The following is a 19688-nucleotide window of genomic DNA, read 5'->3' as shown; positions in this document are numbered from 1 at the left end:
TTGTTCAAAAACGCTGTTCATTTCGAAATTACTCATTAATTCCATGTTTCTGGAAGTGATTTTTAGCAGTTTGACGAGTTTATTATCCTTGGTGATTAATAGGTTTCCATGTACCGCTTTTAATGGAATGGAGTTTTGCGCTGTTTGTTTTTGTTTTTGTTCCTTTGTTTTCAATTTTGGAAACAGATTCAGCATGATATCTCTCCTTTTGATAAGAAAACTGTTTTTGACGTAATTCGTATCGAATCCATGATTTCAAATGGTATAAAACATTAATGTTCTTCCTAACTGGACGGTCAGCAATCAAATATCCTGGTATCAAAATTAAAACCGCTGCAACTCCTAATTTGACGAATGGATTTATAGGAGTGTAGAAAATCCCCGCTGATAATAAAAGAGAAGGAGTCAATGTTTTGATTAACTCCATTGCTTTTATATCCCCGAACAATTTGACTCCTTCATCAATATTTTTTGGTATTAGAAATTCCTTCTTTTCAATCATGGGAAAATCCCTCCATTACTTAACCAAACTTGCAATCCAATTTAATAAAATTCCTGCTGTTAATACGAAAATCAAGATTCCTGCTGTTCCTTTGATTGAGTCGATAATTTCCGCTTTCTTATGAGCGTTCGTTCCTGCAAATTTGTACATGAGCGCATACACAATGCAAGCACACACAGCTGCAGGGATGGATAAACCGATTAGTAAATCTGCTATTCCATCAATTACCGCTTTATATTTGGACTCTGGAGACGAAGCTGCAAAAGCAATACTTGGGGTCACAATTGTTAAACCTGATGTGAAGATCTGCATACTTTTACGGAAAATTTTGTTTGCTTTCAAACCCTCGATTAGTGATTTTTTCATTAAAATACATCTCCTTTTTAATCATTTTAAAGTATAAATGATTATTTATGGTGTTTTAAATACTCAATTAGCGCATGCTCCACAATTTCCTTTTTCTTCATACCGCTTTTAACCGCAAGCAGGGACATTTGTATAAATACTTCCTTGTTGATGGTTACCGCCAAGTTTGCTGTTTCCATCTTTCTACCTCCTTTTTGATCATTTAAAAGTATAAATGATTATAATGTAAGTATACTTGGTTCCATGCTTACATGTCAACATGTAAAGTGTAAATAATGGAAAAATGTTAATTTGTATGAGCGAAATCCTTTAATATCAAGGTTTGTAATTCTTATAAGAATGTTTTCATGTTTACATGTACCCCCCCCCCCGGTCTTTTAGAAAAAAGGTAGAAAACCGAAAGGACCGGAATGTAGGAAACTCTCGAAAATATAAATCCCCATAACTCAAAAAATCTGAGTAATGGGGAAAAATTTTTTTGTATTGAGGACGACTTGGTCCTTTCACCTAAAACGGTTTTTTTAAAAAACCTAGGGTGGCTATTGGCAATCATCACAATAATCATTAAATTCAAAGATCCTATTGTCACCCATGAAAGCATTATAAATACAGGATTCTATATAAAAATGTAATGTCACACCCAAAGCAGACGATTGCTCCAATGCTCGTTCATATATATGACTGGGTACATTATATGATATTAATTCTCTTTCGCTTTCCTGCATTTTAGGAATGCCTTCGTATTTTCCATTTTCAATGGATTGTGTTATCATCCAACCCACATTTTGATATTTTTCCTCAGCATACCGATATAACAGATCCTTTAGTTCTTTATGTACTGGAAGTGAAAGTTTCTTGGATTCCCCTGCTGTTTCTGTTTGAACATCTAATGGAAGGTTTTCAAAATAATCGGATACCAAAAGACCGATAAACGCACCTTTTTTCATATCAAAATCATTTATATATTGTTCAACTTTATCCGCTAAGTGCTTGGGCATGGAAATAGGAAAATGTCCATGTTCCAAGATGATTTTATTTTCAATATTAAGTAACTGTTCCTGAGTAATTCCTTTTTTAAATTGTTCTGAAAGTGCGTACATAATCATGCTCGCCTGAGATACACTCAGATTTTTCGCTGTGGTCATTATTCGTATTTTTGCTTCGCTGGATAACTTGACGGAAACACGCATTGTTTCTCCTCGGTTTAATCGTGGCATTTCATCACCTCTTTTTCTTTCATCATTTATCCTTCAATTAGAGTATTCTTAACCGCTTTTTAAAATCCTTCGTGACCTTGAAAATCAAAGTCAAAAGAGCAAAAAAAAAGGGAAAAACTACACCAAAATTCCCCCTCTGTGGAGGGTGGCAGAGATAAAAGCAGTCATACGCCTGCTTTAAAACCTTGCTACGCAAGGGTTGATGATTATTACATATTTTGGTTGCCTTTCATAAAATAATCATTTATACTTGGTTTTAAGCATAGTATACCTTATGACAGGGAGCAAAAACGACAGTTCCTTTAATTTTTATCGATTTTAATCAACTATGCTTTAAAATGACTAAAAAGGCAGGTGTTCTAATTGGGAGTCAAAGAGAGAAAAACATACAATTTAGATTCAGGAGTTGTTAAAAAGTTCGAGACCATTTGTAAGAAAAAGGATGTTAAATATTCGGAACAATTAGAAAAAATCCTCGAACATTTCATAGTAAAGGATGAAGAAATGTTCGTTGATGAAATTTTTGCTCCCAGAATAGAAGCGTTGGTTGAAAATGTATTAAATAAACATACAAATCGAATGGCAGCCATGATTCATAATTCTCATGTGGATTCTAAAGCCGCTTTAATTGGATTGCCGATAATCTATAAAAAATTAATCGGTGTCATTGAAGCGAGCATACAACTTCATATGAATGCTGAGTTGTTGAATGATGTTGAAACAACTCTCCAAAGCAAATACGGAAGTGAAGCGCTCGCCTTGAAAATGATTGGTGATTGGCGCACTAATGCCAAAGAAATGGTGATTGAGGAAAGTAAACAGGCACGACCGAAAAAAGGCGTCTTGTAAGAGTTTAAAATGGGTGCATATGTCCAACATGAATATTTTAAAAATCTAAACGATGCAAAAGGAAAAGCGAAATACATTTGTTATCGTGAGCGACAAGGAGAAATGGAAAAACTCGGTGTATTCAGTAAAGACAATGACCATGCCAGTTTAAAAGGATTTCAAAAACTCCTTGATGACAAGAAAACACAACATCCTTCCGTAGCAGTTGCCCATGAATTAATGTTCTCCATGAGTCGCGATGAATGGGAAAAGAGTGGATTTCAACCAGGAGATTACAAAACTTTCATCCGTGAAGTAATGTCACGGTATGAATTAACCACTGGAAAAAGATTGGAATGGATAGCTGCTGAACATTTGAATGACAGTAATCCTCATGCCCATGTGATGATAAAAGCAGTTTACCATGACCGTGACGGTGTGCCATTTCGTTTAAAAATTGAGAAAAGCGAACGTGAAGTATTTCGAGATCTCTTCCAAGAAGTCAAAAATGATATTCGAGGATTTGAATTGGAGCCCCCGCAAAAAGAATATGAACGCTCCAAGGAAAAGGATTCCAATAAAAATAAAATGAAAAATACTGCCAAACCTTTACTGGAAAGCATTAAAAGGCGAATTGAGGAAGCCCGAAGACAAGGCGAACGAGAGAGAGAAAACGATTATGATTATAGGAGATGATGAAATGAAATTCGATAAGAAAAGACTTGTTAAATCCAGCGTTATTAATGGATTGCTAGTCGGTGTTTTAGACTATGGTGTCATTTCTGCTAAGGAATATATACCAAAATATCTTCAAGCAATTCCTGACCCCAATAAAGTTGGTGCTGTAACTCATTCATTTATGAATGATTGGTTTCTAAATCCATTACACATGCTATCGACAGCAACGAATCAACCCCATTTCATACCCATTCAACTTGGAACAGCAGGTGTCCTCCTCGGATTAATCGCAAAGGACTTTTGGAACTCACGGAAAAATGAAGTTGAGAAAGCGTCCGATTATGGAGCATTTGGAACCTCAGAATTTTTGAAATTAAAGGAAATCGAATCCGATAAACAAGATTTCTCCTTGGATTTGAAAACCTCAGGAACCATACTTGGCATGTTAAACGGAAAACCTGTTATCCATTGTGAGAAGAGTTACAAGAATCGTAATGTCCTTGTGTTCGGTGCTTCTGGAACTCAAAAGTCAAAATCCTATATCATTCCCAACATTTTAAATACTGATAATGATTCCATTATCATAACCGACCCTAAGGGTGAATTGTACGAAACAACGAGCGATGCCAAACGAAAACAAGGTTATAAAGTCCATTTAATCAATTTTGACATCAGGGAATCTGGAATTTCTGATAAATACAATCCACTGGATTATGTTAAATCGGATGTAGATGCTGCCGAATTAGGGAACACGCTCGTTATTAATGCAAATGGTATCCCTGCCAATGGCGAGTCCTTTTGGATAAACTCAGAAGCAGGAGTAATTGCCACACTCGTATTATATGTAAAAAACTTCTTGCCAAAAGAACAACAGCATATGGGAAGTGTTTATAACATCTTGGTTACGAACCCCAAGACATTACATCATATGTTTAAAGAAATTCCAGACAGTCACATTGTGAAACGCTCTTATAACGGTTGTATTGGCAACAAAGAGGAAAAAATGAGGAGTCAAATAATGGGAGGAGCTGCAACAGCAATTGACCTATGGAAATACGATGAAACAAGACATTTAACATATCAATCTGATTTTAATTTGCAAGATTTTGGGAAGGAAAAAACGATTATTTATGTAAAAATGCCAGTTGGGAAAAAGTATGCTCGTCCTTTAATTTCAACCTTTTTCAATCAACTCTTCGAACAGTTATATATGTTGGCCGAAAATAATCATGGATTGTTACCTAGACCAGTACGGTTGCTTTTGGATGAATTTGCAAATATCGGTCAAATTCCGATGTTCGAAGAGCGCCTTTCCACGACTCGCAGTTTAGGAATTTATGTAACTCCTGTCTTACAATCCTTGGAACAGTTAAGAAATCGCTATGGTCGTGATACAGCGTCTGAAATCATGGATAATTGCGATACTCATATTTTTCTAGGAACGAATGACAAGGACGCTCAGAAGCATTTCTCTGAAAAATTAGGAATTACAACTATTCGAATACAAGGAGAGTCAGAAACCAAAAATGACCGTGGGGAATCCTTGGGTGAATCGAAAAATTATGTTCAACGCCCATTAATGACAGCAGATGAAATAAACCGATTACCAGATGATAAATCAATTGTATTCATGCGTACCAAACAACCCATGATGCTCGATAAAGCGTTCTACACCAAAATTAAACCATTAGCAGGGTTGATGATAAACAGAGTCAAATTACAAGATTATGAACCTTCTAAAGCAGGGGTTTATGATGTATTTATACCGCCAGTAAAAAAAGAGTCTAAAACACAGACTACTATTGATAAAGCAGTGAAAAATATTGAGGACTTACAAGAATTACAACCAATGCCACCACAAAACCCACCAAGGAAAAAATCTAAAACAGAAGCGTTGATTGATGTATTCGATATTTAACTTCATCATTTATACATTAAAATGACTATTAGGAGGTTTCCTCATGTTAGGAGAATGGATTAATGATTATCTTATTGATTTGATGGAAGGATTTTTACAAGGTGCTTGGAAATGGTTGGATGTGTTTATGTTAAGTCCCACCAGTTTCACAAATCAGGAAAACGGAATCATTGGAGATACTCAGCAATGGATTATGTATTCTGCTGTAGGAGTTTCGACCCTGTTCATGATTTTCGCTTTCATGAAAGAACTGACAAAAAAAATTGGAGGATATTCCAACAGGTCCAACAGTGAGATCCTTTCGAAAGGAATCGTATCCGTAGCATTTGCTTACACTGCTCCGTGGATGTTAATTGGAATCCTTCTTACAACTTCTAATGCCATCAGTGCTATTTTCTTAAGCAAAAATATTAATGTCGATACCCTAAAAAAATTAATGGATGTTACAAACGATGTATCTTCCGCTTTAGTAATTACTGTTTTATTTATGACAATCACCATTCTTTGGATGATGTTTCAATATATTGTCCGTTTTGGTCACATGATGGTTTTGTGGGTAATGGCACCATTCGCCGCTTCAACTATTGTCAATGAAGAAATGAATATATTCCCTGCTTGGTGGCGTGAAGCATGCGCTCTTGTATTCATGCAACCCTTACAACTCATGATTTTATATTTCATTGTAAATCTAGTAGGTGGAGGAAAAAACATAGAAGATTATTACTTGGCAATTGGGTTAATGATTGTGCTTATATTCTCGCCAGGATGGTTACGAAAATATCTTTTCTCAACTGGAAGTGGAAAGACAATGATGAATGCAGCTGGAGGCGCTTCAAGAATGGCAATGTACCGATTAATCATGAAACGATAAGGAGATGAATCGAAAATGAAGATTATTGAAAATAAAAGCCAAGGAATTATCCTTGGTTTTCTTATAATATCTGTTTCATTAATGATAGTGATAGCGTATAACGCATTTGCTGTGGTCAGCAGGGTTAGTAATCAATCGACTAATGGTAATACCGCCCAAACCGAAATAAACGCACAGGACACGCAAATTGTAAAGGATATAACGCATTCCTTCTTTGCTAATTTCAAAAAAGGAGTTCCGCTAAATGAGCACCGGTTCACCGATATAACCTATCAATATTTCACCAAGGATTTTCTTGAAAACACATTCCCAATGGAAAAATCAAAGTTATTCGGAATCTATGGATATGGGAAACTCACGCATTCATATACAACTGTTGACGGATTGCAGGAAGAAGGAGGAATTAAATCATTCGAGATCACGAGCATTCGCAAGGATAATGTAAATAATATTGTAACCGTATATGTACGCATGGATGCTTTGGAGCCAAACACTGTCCAGTGGATTGAATGGAGGAATGTTCCAAGTGAAGGATGGAAGATAAATGCCATTTCATTTAACGGAAATATTGAGGAATTAAATCAATAAAAGTTACATTTTACTAATTGGAAATATTATCATGGCTTGTCTACAATGCTAATTTTAAAAATGATATAATAGAAATAGGGACGAGAATCTCGCAAATTCTCGCCCCTGACGTATTGGTGTACCTCGCTAAAAGCACACATATTAAAAATATTAAATTCGTTATTTTTATTATAGCAGGTACTCCAACAAAAATTCAACTGTTGGAGGAATGGAAAATGAAGTATTTTACAGATAATGATTTAAATAGTTTGGTATTTTTTCAAGTGCCGAAGGTATTAATATATGGCGAAAAATACAAGAATATGAAACCTAATACCATGAAACTTTACATTGTCCTGTCAGACCGAATCAAATTATCCATGATGAAAGGTTGGAAGGAAGATGGAAAATATTATGTCCGCTTAAGTGAAAAAACAGCAGAGAAACTCCTAGGATTATCGAGATCAACTTTCATGAGATGCAAAAAGGAATTGGAAGAATTGGGATTATTGGAGCAAAAACAAGAAGGATTAAACAAAACGAATAAATTGTTTATCGGTCAATTGGATTTCACTGAGGACGATGTATACAAAGTCAACAGCGAAATTGATGATATGCTTGAAGATGCCGAAGAAACAGCGAAAAACATTGATGAATCACGGAAGGTTCAAAATGATACTTCCGGAAGTTCCAAAATGAAACATCAAGAAGTTTCAAAAAGATACTCTATTAATAATGATTCTATTAAAAATGATTTAAATAATAATAATACAAATATTGTTAACAAAGATCTCCTTGTTAACAATTCTTTTAAAAATTCATTTGATAACTCTTCTAAGGATTCTTGTAACAATTCGAAGGATGAAGAAATCATTTACAAATTAACAAATGAATATCGGAATAAAGGTCTTAGCAAAGAAGTTTGTTTAAGGGTTGTACAAGAAGCGCAACAAAAAACCAATGTTAAAAATTTCGGTGGATATTTACGAACCTGCTTAGAAGGAACATTACATAAGAGCCAAATGAAAAAAGGAAAATATGAACCATCGAAAAACCGAAAACAAATTGAAGCAACTGATGCTGTTCCATTTTACAATTGGTTGAAGCAATAAAAGGTTAATTTAAACCGTTCAGGGCGTTCCTACACACGTTTTTAAATCATTCGTGACATTTACTATTAAAATGATTTTAAAACATTGTTGCGTTCGTCCTGTACGTTCCTATTACATTATCAATCAACTTTAAATGCTGTTATAATACTTACAAGACCTTACGGAAAAGGAGTTGTAAGAATTGGAAGAGTTCGAAATGTATTTAAATGTTGATAGTGCTGCTAAAAGATTGAATATCCCCTCCAATACATTTACACGCCATTATTTGGATTTTGAAGAGCACGGACACAAATTTAAACGAAGTCCTGAAGGTAAGTTGATGTTTTCGGAAGACGATATTGAATTGTTTAAGGAATTTTTGGAATTGAAAAATCAACCGAAAATGACCAAAAAGAAAGCAATCGAGCAATTGATTTCAACTCCTACAAGTCTTGTAACTGTACAAGCACAAGACCTTACAACTCTTATAAAAACATTTGAATCCAAATTCGAAGAGTTACAACAGCAATCTAAACAGGGGTTACAAGAGTTAAAAGGGCAATTACAAGAGTTCCAAGAATCTCAAGGGCAATTACAAGGGTTACAATTGCGCTTACAAGAATTTGAAGAGCAAAAAGTAAGCGAACGAGACGAAATGTTAATGAAATCAATCCGTGAAACTATGGACACTAAAAAAATGTTGCTCGAAATCCAAAAGCAAAACGAACTCATTATGAAGGAGATTGCAGTTGCCAGGGAAGAAAATAAAAAACCTTGGTGGCGATTTTGGAAATGAATTGGATATACAACATTACTTCGTAGTAATTTAATTTTACGTAATAATGTAAAAAAAAAACGTTGATATATCAAGGTTTCTAAAATTGTATATTAACATTCAATATACAATTTTTATACATTGTTGATTTGACGGGCTTTTTGGGTAGGTCGTGAAACGCGACCTACCTAAATTTCTGCATAAAAAAGCACCAGTTTAACGTATATATACTTGAAAGAATATTAAAAGATATAAAGACTGTTTCTGATGATTCAAGAAATGAAGTTTAAACAATGCTCTTTTTAGGCTTCCAAACAAAAAGGGTAAGGAAGTTGAAATTCCTTGCCCCTCATTTCTTTAATCCTCTAATTCATTTTTCTCTATCTCTATCCATGTATTAAGATTCCCCTCAGATGGATAATAAAAACCTTTCTGATGTTTAAGAACATCTAAAAAGTCCTCTAAGACTTCATAATGTTTTAGATTACCTATTACTTTTTCAGGCTGCCAGTCTTCTTTCATTTCTTCAAAACTCTCATAAGCAAAAGTATGTGTATTATATTTATCCCAAATATTAAGACACCAATAATCTGCTAATATCTTACCATTTATATTTTGATTCTGAACCTTTTGAAACTGCGCATACATTAAATTAGCCATTACTTCTTAAACCCCACTCTCTTGATTTCACATATATTTCTTAGACAACATAAGTTTGTCGATGTTCTTCCCCCTGATGTTTTAGAAATAAACTTATATATTTGGCTAGTTCTTTCTCAACAAAAAAATTTCATTTCTTATAATCGTAACTTTGAAAAACAATTAATTGTCTAATCAAGATCAAGAAGCCCAAAAATCCTGCCTTTACTCATTATTGAATAAGTAATAATTTTAATTTGAATGAATAATAAGTGTTATCTAAATAGTACAAGCCTGGAAAAGTTTAGAGAAGGGTTATTTTTTTGACCCTCCTATATCCCAAAAATATATGATATAATTATATTTTACGCTCTAAACGGGGTAGCATCAGGAAAATGCGTATTTACCACGATAAGGAAGTTTTCCCCCATAAAAAAAGCCGATTTCCACTTCAAGGAATCGACTTTTTTAAATTTAGCTTGTTTCACTAATGCACCCGTTAGTTTAAGTGTAAAAATTCACAATGTTTTTTATTTAAATTTTAACCTTTAGACTTCCTTTTTTATATGAAAAATCCAACTCTAACTTTTTAAGTAAGCAAGTAGTTTGTCAGCAGGTGCAAGATGTCCAAAGGCATTAATATTTGTCCGAATTACTTTATCATCTGATGGTACGGCGTCTGAACCATAATAATTCCCTACGAAGTTCTCAAACCCTTCATCAGGCGATGGAACTAAATCGAAACATACTGGAACATAATTTTTGGTGTCATAGAGATAAACTAAGTAATCACCATTTTTCTTAGTAATTTTATAGTCTACGACAAGCTTTAATGCATTTAATTTTTTTGTTTGTCTTGAGTTATTTAATTGTAGGATTTTTTGGAATTTCGGATTCTTTTTAGTAATCATCGTAGAGATTCCATTGTGCAAATACACAAGTTCATCTGGTGTATGCAATTTTGTAATATCTGAAACATCCTGTCCCTTAAAAACTCTAGTGTTCTTTAGATTGGTTGAAGTAGAACTAGATGAAGCCTTCTTCGATGATTGATTACTGGTTTGACTACAAGATGTAAGAAAAAATAGTAGGAGACACATACTAACTAAAAACGCACTTTTCCTCATACATTTACCCTCCTAAATAATTAAATTCAATTTCTTGATTTAATTTTAAGTGGAAATATATGTTAAGACAAGCTGTTTTCTGTATTAACCTTCTTCAATTAACCTGCCCAATTAGCACAATAAGAAAGAGCTCCCGTTATGGCAGCTAGGTCTTCATTTATTACTTATTTGAATGCTGTATTGCTTCTAAAATTGTTCCAAAAAACATAAAAAGTGGAAACCAAAAAAGTAACAGAAGATTAAGGGCGATCAATAAGTAAGAAGAATTTCCAACTTTACTTTTAAATTTAATTGCAAATACGAGTCCAATTACAGCTAATGGAATAGCACCGTATAGACCAATTCCATCTAAAAAAGGTATACCTAGTTGTCTGGATTCTGGGTAAGCTGGATTAAGAAAATATAAATCAATAACTACTAAAATTAGTCCAATAAAGAATGAAAGTAAGGACACAACTGAAAACGTAATATTTTTTTTGATTTGACTCTCCCTCTCTTTTTAGGAATCCGGATTCAATCACTAATAATCCTTTTGATTAGATAATTCTACACATAAAAGATTTCTTCCTTCTTCAATTAACCTGCCCCTTTAGTTGAATAACGGAAATGAAAAAGAACTGCCGAAACAGTCCAATTGTTGTGAAAGTAAAGCACCCGTTAGTTTAACAATCTTCATCCAATATTTTAACAACAGTTATCACTGTTTTTCTTAATTACCTACCTGCCCCGTTACATTGAATAAAAAAAACAGTGGAATGTACTTTTTCCCAATCTTCGACTGCCATTACGTCCCTCCTAAAAATCGAACAAATCCATTTGTTTATCATCAAATTCTTTCATCACAAAAAAAACGGATATCAGTTGATATCCGTTTTTGTAATATACAATTAAGCTAAAACTAATTTGAAGCTTCTATTTTGCCTTCGCTCATTAAGCTTTTGCTTCAATCCGTCAGGTAAAGTGGCCTTCGACAATAGATCATTTAACACTACACTAAGCATTTTAGCAACATCTTGCAAACGGAAAAGGTCCTCTTTTGGAAAAAAGTCTTTTACGGTTTGTAAAGCTGTATCTAGGCTAAAAAATGGCTTCACATCTTTCACTAACTCCGCAACTCTCAAAGAAAGTTCTGCCGTTTTTTGTCTGTAGCTGGTTGCTCCATCATTCAGATAAGAAACTTCTTTTTCCAGTTCGCTACGGAATTCAGTGAATGTTACAGATGCGGCGAATGTTGATCTCATGTGAATGCCTCCTTTCTGAGTTAAGTTTATTATGGTCAACTATTGATTAGTTTAGTATATATCTGTTTAGTACAATTGGGAAGCCCTTTGTTTGAGAATCTCCTCTATTTGGTGCACATTTATGTCCCTATCATTAGGATTCAGCATATAGCTTTTATAATCCTCGATCAGATCACGGAGAATATCTAGGTCACAAAAATCCAAAAGTTGAGACCTTTGAAGGTCGGTTAAATCCTTTGGTCGCTTGGAGAAAATTTTTGTGCACGCCAGCAACTCTGGTGTAGGGACATACACTTCAATGTTGGTGAACTGTGCCTCCACTTTGTATTTTTCCTTCTCCCTGAAATCCTCTATTGGTGGGAATTCCGCGACCCCTCCTACAATATGGATATTCGCTTCTTTAAGTAGCCTGTAAAGTTCATTCATATCATTCGCACTTAATATCTGTACGTCAACATCTCTTGTTGGCCTAAAATCCTGCTTAAAAATCATCTCCAATAAAAGAAGAAGGCCTGAACCTCCGATGATGATCAACTCTGCATGTACACCCTCGTTCTCACACATGATATCTAATTTGTCCAATTGATCTAAAACGTGATCCGCTTTCGATAATTCCACATTAATCTCCTCCGTAGTCTCTCCAATTTTTTCTCTATGTAAACGTGATGCATGAAAAAAAAGTTGTATATAAAACAACAACTTTACATATACTCAGTATAAGGCAATAGAAGGAACTGTTGGGAAATTAATTAAAGTCGAGCAAATATAGGCGAAGATTATATACATCTTCACCTATATTTGCTGCCGGATCTGGCTCTCTCTGAATAGATAGAATCTCATTCAAACTGAAGCGCAACATGGTTTGCCCGTGGTTAAAGTCATCCAGCTTATCTAAATCCGCTTGTCTTATCCTTCTTCAAGTAACCTGCCAGTTAGTGTAAGTAGAAACCTTCACAATCTCAATAGAGTAAAGCCTATTGGTACATAATCAAATCACTATTAAATTAGAGCTTCATAATGTCCCATAAGACTCGTATCAAAATGCTTATAGTTGTAAATACGCATTTTCCTGACGGTACCCCTAAACTGTGAAATCATTTTATTTGTCTTAGTTTATATATTTCATCTTTGATTTGACAGCACTACACATACATTAGAAAAAAGTAAAATAAATTGAAGGAGCTTGATCACCCCTTCAATTTATTTTACTTTTTATTATTTTCAACTGCCTTTTTATCGTTTCAACGGATTTGTATAGCTTTTGAGCGATTTGCACTTTGTTTAGACCCTGTTTATTTAGGTCATAAACTTCTCGCTCTGTAGGAGTTAATACTTTTATTTTTCTTTCTTTCTTAAGCTCACTAATAAGTACAGTCGAAACATCAGCATGAATACTAACCTTATCATGGTACGCCGCTCTAATAGCATTGGGAATATCTCTATAAGAAGATTTTGTTATGTAATTCACAGCCCCTTTATCAAAAGCTTCTAGAATAATTTCTGTTTCATCCCTCGATGTTAGCATAATAATATTCTTTAAACCCTTTTCAAATAATTGTTGAGCTGCATCAAGTCCACTTAAATCCGTATCATCTTCTGATAATGTTAAATCCATTAACACCACATCAACATTACAACAATGTACTTTTAATGCTTCCTCCTTGTTAGGAGCTTGTTTCACAACCGTAATATCATTTTCTTTCTGAATATAATCCGATATTCCTTTCATCCAAACAGGATCATCTTCTACGATCATCACTTTAATGTCATTCATAAGCTATTTCTCCAGACGTATTAGATAGGTTTATGTGGGTATCCAAAATTCGTTTATTTGGTAGTGACAGTGTGATAGTTGTACCTTGATTTTTTTTGCTTTTTATCGAAATATTCCCACCGTGTTTTTGCATTACATTATAACAATAAGATAATCCTAATCCATAGTTTCCTAGTCTTCCTTTTGTTGAATAAAACGGATCCAACACAAGTGGAATCTTATCGTTTTCGATACCTTTCCCGTTATCAATAAAGTCAATATGTGTAAATTTTCTAGTTTTATAAATTTTAATCAAGAGTTGCCCGCTGCTATCCATTGCTTCAATTGCATTCTTAAATATGTTTAAGAATGCCTCTTGAAGGTGTATAGGATCTCCATACACCTGCACATCAATTTCATATTGTTTTAAAACAGTAATCCGATTTAGATCAAGCCGAAGTAATCCTAATGCTGAATCAATGATGTTACTTATCCAAAAATGAGTTTCTTTTAACTCCATAATGTCCAGCTTACTTTGAATACGTGTAGAAAGCTCTAATAGGTGATTCGCTGAGTTCAGAACTAAATCAATACTTTCACTATCTGGAACTTGTTCCTTTAATTGATTAACTAATAAATCAATTTTAGCTATTTCATTTTTTATCGTATGATTCAAAAGAGCTGATCCAGATGTTACAGCTTTCATCGTAGAATCACGCCTTTGTTTTTCAATTCTTATTCGTACGCCAAGAACTCCATATTTAACCGTGAAATAAACGAATAATGAAAATTGTATTCCGATCATCCAAGGATTGTAATTCCATACCCCACTAATCCCTAATGCTTCTAAAATGATACCAGTAGTTAACGCAAAAGAAACCATTGGTACTACTAATAAAACAGTTAATATTCTTTGCCTTTTTATACTTGGCCTTGTTTCTCTCCATGCTGAGTAAATCAATAAAATATTTGTTACAACAACATAAGGTACAACCCAAATTGATAATATAACATAATTTGTTTTAAATTCAGGAAACACCTGAGAATGAAAGTACATAATGATAGTCGGAATAAGGAACAAAAGTTTGCATAATTGCTTTTTTTTACGATTTTTTATGGTATCTGAATACAATAGCCCGAAAATCAAGATTGCATACGGAGTCCACAAATGTCCTAGAGATGAAAATAAACCGTCTAAAAGCAAGATCCAATCGGGACGGTCTAAACCTGAACCAAGCAGAACACTTAAACCTCCGCATCCTCCAAAAAAACCAATGAGACATGCCCATCGAATTTTTTCATTTCTGGGGTTCGTAAGAAAAATAATTGAACTCATTAACCAAAGTAATGTAACTAGTACAATCATCGTTTTTACCCCGTTATTTTGTCTTTAAGAAAAGAAAGTGTGTCAGTTGCAATTTTTTTACGATTAAGAACAATACCAGCATGTCCGCAATTATAGATATACCTTGCAGGCCTTCCCCAAGACTCCCATAAGTAATTAGTATCTTCCATATGAACATATTGATCATATTTAGCAGAGATTAATAAAATATTGTCCTTATTTATTTTGGGAATAGATTGACTAGGTTCTGTAATCCGCCAATACCTTATTAGATCATCGTAATTAACACCATGATGTTCTAAATCAGCTTTTATAAATTTACCTGGAATGGTATTCCATATCGAATAAGAAATACGATTAGCATAAAATATTGAAACCAACGCATCAATTTGAGGTTCAAGAGTAGCAGTTAGATTCGTAATAAATCCACCTAAGCTAACACCTATTAAAACTACTGGTCCTTTTTTATTTGACTTAATCCATTGAATCAGCGCTCGTAAATCAACAACGGCCTGCCTAGTAGATTGAACCGTTCGATTAATATCGGCGCTTATCATGTGCTCCCCGCTATAAAGTGATCGTTCTGGTTTTCTTTGAAAATGGTAGGGAAGAGTGAAATAATACATATTCCATCCAAAATCATTCATAATCCGGTTGTGAAACATTTTCTTAACTCGATCAAGTGAATCCATTCGCCATCCATGTACAAAAACAACATTAGCTGCATCTTCATTCTTATTTAAAAATACCTCTCCTGTTAAATAGTCATTAGACGGATCCCCAGATGGAACCAAACTTTTGAATTGAAATGTTCCAGTCTTATAATTCTTTATCAAATTAGACGTGTCAAAAGAGACATCAGCCGGATGTGCTTTGTAAAATATTTCACTGTCTTTTGTTTCAGGTATCTGAGCAGGAATATATGTAAATTGAAACTCTTTACTTCGAGTCTTGTGTAAATCATTTAATGCGTAATGATCTATAATTTTTGAAAAGATCACATTGATGTCCCCCTAACCACTGACAATTCTTTTAAATTCTTTTTAATAACTAGAATGATAAATTATTTATTATTTTAAAAGGAAATATTTCCAATTTCCAAAGGAATTTGAACGAAGTTTATCCCAATATTTTCTAAAAACATCAAAAAAACAGCTAAAAGCTGCTTAATGTATGAAATGGCTATACGTATTTGAGTGAAAATGCTCGCTATGCTCCATGCAAGGTCGGGTAGTATTTTTTTCAAACCGCGCTTCGCTGAAAAAAATCTCCACGCCTACCCTTGCATTCCGCATTTTGAACGATTTTGACTTGATCGCCAAGCCGAGCGAACTCAAAAACAAGGTTTATCTGCTCGACTTGTCTAAATAGTGTAACCGTTCAAACCGCTTAAATTTGTGCTTTTTCAACCAGCCTCACACCTCAAAAACAAGGGGAAAAAACAACCGCAAAGTCCTTAATCATTGATTTCCCATTTCTTTTAATCTCCCATATCCTGCAATATGTTTCGTCCAGTATCCATCTAAAGCGCTGTATGTAACACCATTATCATTGGAATTATACATTCTTCCATTCCCAACATATATTCCCACATGACTTATATTCGCATGAGAAGCAGTGCCGGTAAAAAATATAAAATCTCCTGCTCGTAATTGGTCTTTGCTAATGCGTTGAGTGTATGCGTATTGCTCTTGAGCAGTCCGTGGGAAGTAGATCCCCAGTTGTTTTAAACTCCACTCCCATAAACCGCTACAATCGAATGAAGTTGCAGGATTATGTCCTCCCCATTGGTATGGCATTCCTTGAAATTGGAGAGCAATTTTCATGACATTTTCGAAGGTTTTTGTTCCAACTCCTCCAACTGGAAGTCCTGTTGTTTGATTATAGTATCTGAGTACATGGTCAACATAATTAATATCTCCGTAAGAATCCCAACCCATTTTGGCAGCCATCATATTAGAAAAATCAATTGCCACTTCTTTGGAATATCCTCCATGCTCTTCGGCATATGGAATGAATCCCCCTCCAAAGTTGTACGATTGCAACGCCAATTTAATATCCCCATGTGCTGTTTTAATGAGTTTCGAAAAATAGCGAACTCCAACTTTTATGGAATACTCAGGGTCTGTTATTGAATTTGGTGGAAGTCCCAAGGACTCACTGGATTGCATTACATCGGGCAAGGTTCCTCCTGATTCCTGTTGCATTTTCGCTAGTAGAATTGGAACATATTTTTCGACACCATACATTTGAGCATATTTCCGTACTAACGGTTCATATCTCAGAACAGCATCACTTACTTTTGCGCTTCCTTCTACAATACTGGAATCGGATTGATTATTGTATTGTCCGAAAATGCCACCAATCATAATTAAAGGAATCATAAATAAGAAAACTGACGCTATAAGAACATAACGCCAGTTTTTAATTAAAAATATCGGTGCATACATGGATTAAACCGCCTTTCCATTGCCATAGAGTAATTGATAATTCTCAGGGTCAATGATTTCCATTTCTTCGGGCGTGTGGTCTACCTGTATATGCACTCTATCAGTATCAACAACGTAAATTCCTTCTCCTCGTTTTGCTTTTAGGAGGATAGTTCCTTCCTGCTCCGATAGGTCCAATACTCGGTGCTGTTTTATATCATCCAAATCAAGTGAAGACAATCCCATAATCATTTGACAAGTGGAATTTGCTATTATGGCCTCACCATAATTTCGATTACCCTCAATAGCACTCAAATAATCCGCTATTTGTTGAGTTGCAACAGTGGCACCGCCTTTATATTTCCGTATCCGTTTGTATATTTGATACAAGAATTTCATTGCTCGTGGATTTTGACTGTCGCAAAGTACATGTGCTTCATCAACATATAACCGTTTCAATCCTTCTCGTTGCGTGATTTCATCCCATAAGAACGATAAAACATTATACATGGCTGCCTGTTTGGAATCGCCTTCTTCCTCCAAGTTTTTCAAGTCAAAACAAATCATATCTCCGTTTAAATTAACATTGGTATGACCATTAAAAAGGCGCTTATTGCTCCCATGTACATACATCCACAGGATTTCTTTAAATTCTTTTAGTTCTGGATGTTCCTTTAAATCAATTTTGTTGTAGAAATCTTCTAATGTGGGATAATCGGTTGCTGTAAATCTACTGAAATCGGTATCCAGTTTCATTGATGGGGAATTTTCCTCGTATGTTTTAAGCAAATACCGCTCAATCAAGGCATTTTCTAGAGGTGTTATGTCCTTTTTGATTAATCGGAAAAAGATTTTTAACCGCTGTATTTTCTGATATAGCAAGTGAATGTCAACTTCTTCATCATCGTCACGGTTTAAATCTGTTCTATCGGCAAGAAAACGAATTTCCATTGGATTAATAATGGTGTTGGACATGACTGATAAATATATGACCTGACCGCCTAACCGTTTAATGACTTTGGAAAATTGACGCTCAGGGTCAATGGAAAACACTTGGACACCCTGCATCCAATAACGCATCATATCTTTGAGCATGTAGAACGTTTTACCTTTGCCAGTACGCCCCACAACAAATTCACTATGGCTGTCCAATAATCCGTATTGGTCAACAACAATCAAGGATTCTGTTGTTTTATTTTTTCCTTTGATAACTCCTGTTGGGTGAAAGATTTCGGATTCATCAAAAGGAAATAAACTTGATAACGCTTCCGAATCCATTGTCCTAAATGTCCATTGAGGTAAAGTATTATCCGTTGTCGGTAAAACAGAATAGAACGCCTTTAACATTTCGAATTTTGGAGTATACCCTTTTAATCCTGCTCGGGACAATATCGCTTGCAGTCGGTTTGTTATCCTGTCCAATTGTTGTAAGGATTCCGCTTGTAGGTGCAGATACATGTGAACGAGAAAAACCTTTGATGTGGTGCCCGATTGGATTTTTGTAAGTAATTCCGTGGAGCTCTCCATTTCCTGCTTTGTTTCAATCTCTCGTTGGGGTGTTAATGCGTTCCTGCCTTGCAATCTTGTTTGTAAATCCATAATTGACCGGTTCAAACTGTCAATCATTTTTTCAGGCGAAGTGGGTTCCAAATGATAAGAAATTGATATGTTTTCCTTGAAACGGTATAGTTTTGTTAACCAATTTCCTTTTCTTTTATTTGGAAAATCCACGACAACCAGTGTCCTAACATAATTTTCTCCCAGTTTGATATATTCCAAGTTTTCCTCGATGTAGGATGGTGCTATGGCATCACGAACAGTCATGAAATCATGACCTTTATCCAACCACGATTCTTCATTTTGTTTTTTCCTTTTGGCAAGAATGTTCTTAGGCATGGGATTGACCTCCAATTATCATTTGTGGGATTAATTCATTTTGGATTGGGAACAATTGCGCTGAATGATAATCAAAAAATGTATGGAAATATTTGATAATTTCTTTATTGGTTACCTCGTCCGCTGATAATTCCAATTCATGCAAACCCGATGTAATATACAGGGTTTTTTCCTCCAAATCTTTGACCGCTTCGAAATATGATTCTTCCGTGCCATCTTGGATTTGAACGCCATAAATGATGTACCGTTGGCGTTGAATCATTTGCTGTGACTTGGTGAAACTTTCCGCATGGTCAATATAGGTTTCTAGTAATCTCCTTTTGATGGGATTTGGAGTATTCTTCAACATTTCTTTTTGTAAATTGATATATTGAGAAAGGTCTACAGGTTGGGAAACGATTGTCTGCTGAATGGGAAACTCCAAACCTGTTAAAAAATCTTGATA

The 19688-nt window shown here is 34.8% G+C and carries 20 protein-coding genes and 1 pseudogene; 7 read left to right on the top strand and 14 right to left on the bottom strand.

Features of this window, described 5'->3' with window-relative positions; all coding sequences use genetic code 11:
- Nucleotides 1-82 precede the first annotated feature (82 nt).
- The 4 genes from BIV60_RS15445 to BIV60_RS15435 form a co-directional block, all read right to left on the bottom strand.
- A complete protein-coding gene (locus tag BIV60_RS15445; RefSeq protein WP_071356619.1) occupies nucleotides 83-502 on the bottom strand; it encodes a hypothetical protein in 420 nt (139 codons plus the stop codon).
- A gap of 15 nt (nucleotides 503-517) precedes the next feature.
- Nucleotides 518-868, bottom strand: a complete 351-nt coding sequence (locus BIV60_RS15440) for a TrbC/VirB2 family protein (RefSeq protein WP_071356618.1) — start codon at nucleotides 866-868, stop codon at nucleotides 518-520.
- Nucleotides 869-909: 41 nt separating this feature from the next.
- Nucleotides 910-1047 carry a hypothetical protein gene (locus tag BIV60_RS29760; protein ID WP_177177318.1) on the bottom strand — a complete coding sequence of 46 codons (138 nt, stop codon included), beginning with the start codon at nucleotides 1045-1047 and terminating at the stop codon, nucleotides 910-912.
- 360 nt (nucleotides 1048-1407) lie between these two features.
- Entirely contained in the window at nucleotides 1408-2085 is a 678-nt protein-coding gene (locus BIV60_RS15435) for a hypothetical protein (protein WP_071356617.1), read from the bottom strand.
- Between the two features lie 363 nt (nucleotides 2086-2448).
- On the opposite strand from BIV60_RS15435, the gene BIV60_RS15430 reads away from it, so the two are divergent.
- The 7 genes from BIV60_RS15430 to BIV60_RS15400 all read left to right on the top strand — a co-directional run bounded on the left by BIV60_RS15430 (nucleotide 2449) and on the right by BIV60_RS15400 (nucleotide 8834).
- Entirely contained in the window at nucleotides 2449-2934 is a 486-nt protein-coding gene (locus BIV60_RS15430) for a hypothetical protein (RefSeq protein WP_071356616.1), read from the top strand.
- Between the two features lie 9 nt (nucleotides 2935-2943).
- Nucleotides 2944-3609 (top strand): hypothetical protein, encoded by a 666-nt coding sequence (locus tag BIV60_RS15425; RefSeq protein ID WP_071356615.1) that lies wholly within the window; start codon nucleotides 2944-2946, stop codon nucleotides 3607-3609.
- Between the two features lie 4 nt (nucleotides 3610-3613).
- Complete coding sequence (locus BIV60_RS15420; protein ID WP_071356614.1) at nucleotides 3614-5509, top strand: VirD4-like conjugal transfer protein, CD1115 family; 1896 nt, start codon at nucleotides 3614-3616, stop codon at nucleotides 5507-5509.
- 43 nt (nucleotides 5510-5552) lie between these two features.
- On the top strand, nucleotides 5553-6380 hold the full coding sequence (locus BIV60_RS15415) for a conjugal transfer protein TrbL family protein (protein WP_071356613.1): 828 nt from the start codon (nucleotides 5553-5555) through the stop codon (nucleotides 6378-6380).
- A 15-nt stretch (nucleotides 6381-6395) separates the two neighbouring features.
- Nucleotides 6396-6968 (top strand): hypothetical protein, encoded by a 573-nt coding sequence (locus tag BIV60_RS15410; RefSeq protein WP_071356612.1) that lies wholly within the window; start codon nucleotides 6396-6398, stop codon nucleotides 6966-6968.
- A 215-nt stretch (nucleotides 6969-7183) separates the two neighbouring features.
- Entirely contained in the window at nucleotides 7184-8059 is an 876-nt protein-coding gene (locus BIV60_RS15405; RefSeq protein WP_071356611.1) for a replication initiator protein A, read from the top strand.
- 196 nt (nucleotides 8060-8255) lie between these two features.
- A complete protein-coding gene (locus BIV60_RS15400; protein ID WP_141770470.1) occupies nucleotides 8256-8834 on the top strand; it encodes a DUF3967 domain-containing protein in 579 nt (192 codons plus the stop codon).
- Between the two features lie 336 nt (nucleotides 8835-9170).
- Here BIV60_RS15400 and BIV60_RS15395 read toward each other — a convergent pair whose 3' ends face one another.
- The 10 genes and pseudogenes from BIV60_RS15395 to BIV60_RS29755 all read right to left on the bottom strand — a co-directional run.
- Nucleotides 9171-9473 carry a hypothetical protein gene (locus tag BIV60_RS15395; protein WP_071356609.1) on the bottom strand — a complete coding sequence of 101 codons (303 nt, stop codon included), beginning with the start codon at nucleotides 9471-9473 and terminating at the stop codon, nucleotides 9171-9173.
- Between the two features lie 560 nt (nucleotides 9474-10033).
- Nucleotides 10034-10579, bottom strand: a complete 546-nt coding sequence (locus BIV60_RS15390; protein ID WP_071356608.1) for a hypothetical protein — start codon at nucleotides 10577-10579, stop codon at nucleotides 10034-10036.
- A gap of 887 nt (nucleotides 10580-11466) precedes the next feature.
- A complete protein-coding gene (locus BIV60_RS15380) occupies nucleotides 11467-11820 on the bottom strand; it encodes a hypothetical protein (RefSeq protein ID WP_071356606.1) in 354 nt (117 codons plus the stop codon).
- Between the two features lie 66 nt (nucleotides 11821-11886).
- Nucleotides 11887-12438 carry a DUF6036 family nucleotidyltransferase gene (locus BIV60_RS15375; protein WP_071356605.1) on the bottom strand — a complete coding sequence of 184 codons (552 nt, stop codon included), beginning with the start codon at nucleotides 12436-12438 and terminating at the stop codon, nucleotides 11887-11889.
- 577 nt (nucleotides 12439-13015) lie between these two features.
- On the bottom strand, nucleotides 13016-13594 hold the full coding sequence (locus BIV60_RS15370; protein WP_071356604.1) for a response regulator transcription factor: 579 nt from the start codon (nucleotides 13592-13594) through the stop codon (nucleotides 13016-13018).
- Nucleotides 13587-14939, bottom strand: a complete 1353-nt coding sequence (locus BIV60_RS15365; protein WP_071356603.1) for an ATP-binding protein — start codon at nucleotides 14937-14939, stop codon at nucleotides 13587-13589. The genes BIV60_RS15370 and BIV60_RS15365 overlap by 8 nt, the downstream gene beginning before the upstream one ends.
- 5 nt (nucleotides 14940-14944) lie before the next feature.
- On the bottom strand, nucleotides 14945-15919 hold the full coding sequence (locus tag BIV60_RS15360; protein ID WP_071356602.1) for an alpha/beta hydrolase: 975 nt from the start codon (nucleotides 15917-15919) through the stop codon (nucleotides 14945-14947).
- A 459-nt stretch (nucleotides 15920-16378) separates the two neighbouring features.
- On the bottom strand, nucleotides 16379-17368 hold the full coding sequence (locus BIV60_RS15355) for a bifunctional lytic transglycosylase/C40 family peptidase (RefSeq protein WP_071356601.1): 990 nt from the start codon (nucleotides 17366-17368) through the stop codon (nucleotides 16379-16381).
- 3 nt (nucleotides 17369-17371) lie between these two features.
- A complete protein-coding gene (locus tag BIV60_RS15350) occupies nucleotides 17372-19243 on the bottom strand; it encodes a VirB4 family type IV secretion system protein (protein ID WP_071356600.1) in 1872 nt (623 codons plus the stop codon).
- Nucleotides 19236-19688: pseudogene (locus BIV60_RS29755) on the bottom strand (hypothetical protein); the annotation flags it as partial. The gene BIV60_RS15350 and the pseudogene BIV60_RS29755, both read right to left, overlap by 8 nt.

Source organism: Bacillus sp. MUM 116 (assembly GCF_001866655.1).
GTDB lineage: Bacteria > Bacillota > Bacilli > Bacillales > Cytobacillaceae > Neobacillus.
Note: the sequence above shows the minus strand (reverse complement) of the source record. Positions and strands in the feature narration are given on the sequence as shown.

Bases quoted from the DNA above. Each gene is read 5' to 3' on its own strand.
- BIV60_RS15445 (WP_071356619.1), bottom strand. From the start codon at position 502: ATGATTGAAAAGAAGGAATTTCTAATACCAAAAAATATTGATGAAGGA.
- BIV60_RS15440 (WP_071356618.1), bottom strand. From the start codon at position 868: ATGAAAAAATCACTAATCGAGGGTTTGAAAGCAAACAAAATTTTCCGT.
- BIV60_RS29760 (WP_177177318.1), bottom strand. From the start codon at position 1,047: ATGGAAACAGCAAACTTGGCGGTAACCATCAACAAGGAAGTATTTATA.
- BIV60_RS15435 (WP_071356617.1), bottom strand. From the start codon at position 2,085: ATGCCACGATTAAACCGAGGAGAAACAATGCGTGTTTCCGTCAAGTTA.
- BIV60_RS15425 (WP_071356615.1), top strand. From the start codon at position 2,944: ATGGGTGCATATGTCCAACATGAATATTTTAAAAATCTAAACGATGCA.
- BIV60_RS15420 (WP_071356614.1), top strand. From the start codon at position 3,614: ATGAAATTCGATAAGAAAAGACTTGTTAAATCCAGCGTTATTAATGGA.
- BIV60_RS15415 (WP_071356613.1), top strand. From the start codon at position 5,553: ATGTTAGGAGAATGGATTAATGATTATCTTATTGATTTGATGGAAGGA.
- BIV60_RS15410 (WP_071356612.1), top strand. From the start codon at position 6,396: ATGAAGATTATTGAAAATAAAAGCCAAGGAATTATCCTTGGTTTTCTT.
- BIV60_RS15405 (WP_071356611.1), top strand. From the start codon at position 7,184: ATGAAGTATTTTACAGATAATGATTTAAATAGTTTGGTATTTTTTCAA.
- BIV60_RS15400 (WP_141770470.1), top strand. From the start codon at position 8,256: ATGTATTTAAATGTTGATAGTGCTGCTAAAAGATTGAATATCCCCTCC.
- BIV60_RS15395 (WP_071356609.1), bottom strand. From the start codon at position 9,473: ATGGCTAATTTAATGTATGCGCAGTTTCAAAAGGTTCAGAATCAAAAT.
- BIV60_RS15390 (WP_071356608.1), bottom strand. From the start codon at position 10,579: ATGAGGAAAAGTGCGTTTTTAGTTAGTATGTGTCTCCTACTATTTTTT.
- BIV60_RS15380 (WP_071356606.1), bottom strand. From the start codon at position 11,820: ATGAGATCAACATTCGCCGCATCTGTAACATTCACTGAATTCCGTAGC.
- BIV60_RS15370 (WP_071356604.1), bottom strand. From the start codon at position 13,594: ATGAATGACATTAAAGTGATGATCGTAGAAGATGATCCTGTTTGGATG.
- BIV60_RS15365 (WP_071356603.1), bottom strand. From the start codon at position 14,939: ATGATTGTACTAGTTACATTACTTTGGTTAATGAGTTCAATTATTTTT.
- BIV60_RS15355 (WP_071356601.1), bottom strand. From the start codon at position 17,368: ATGTATGCACCGATATTTTTAATTAAAAACTGGCGTTATGTTCTTATA.
- BIV60_RS15350 (WP_071356600.1), bottom strand. From the start codon at position 19,243: ATGCCTAAGAACATTCTTGCCAAAAGGAAAAAACAAAATGAAGAATCG.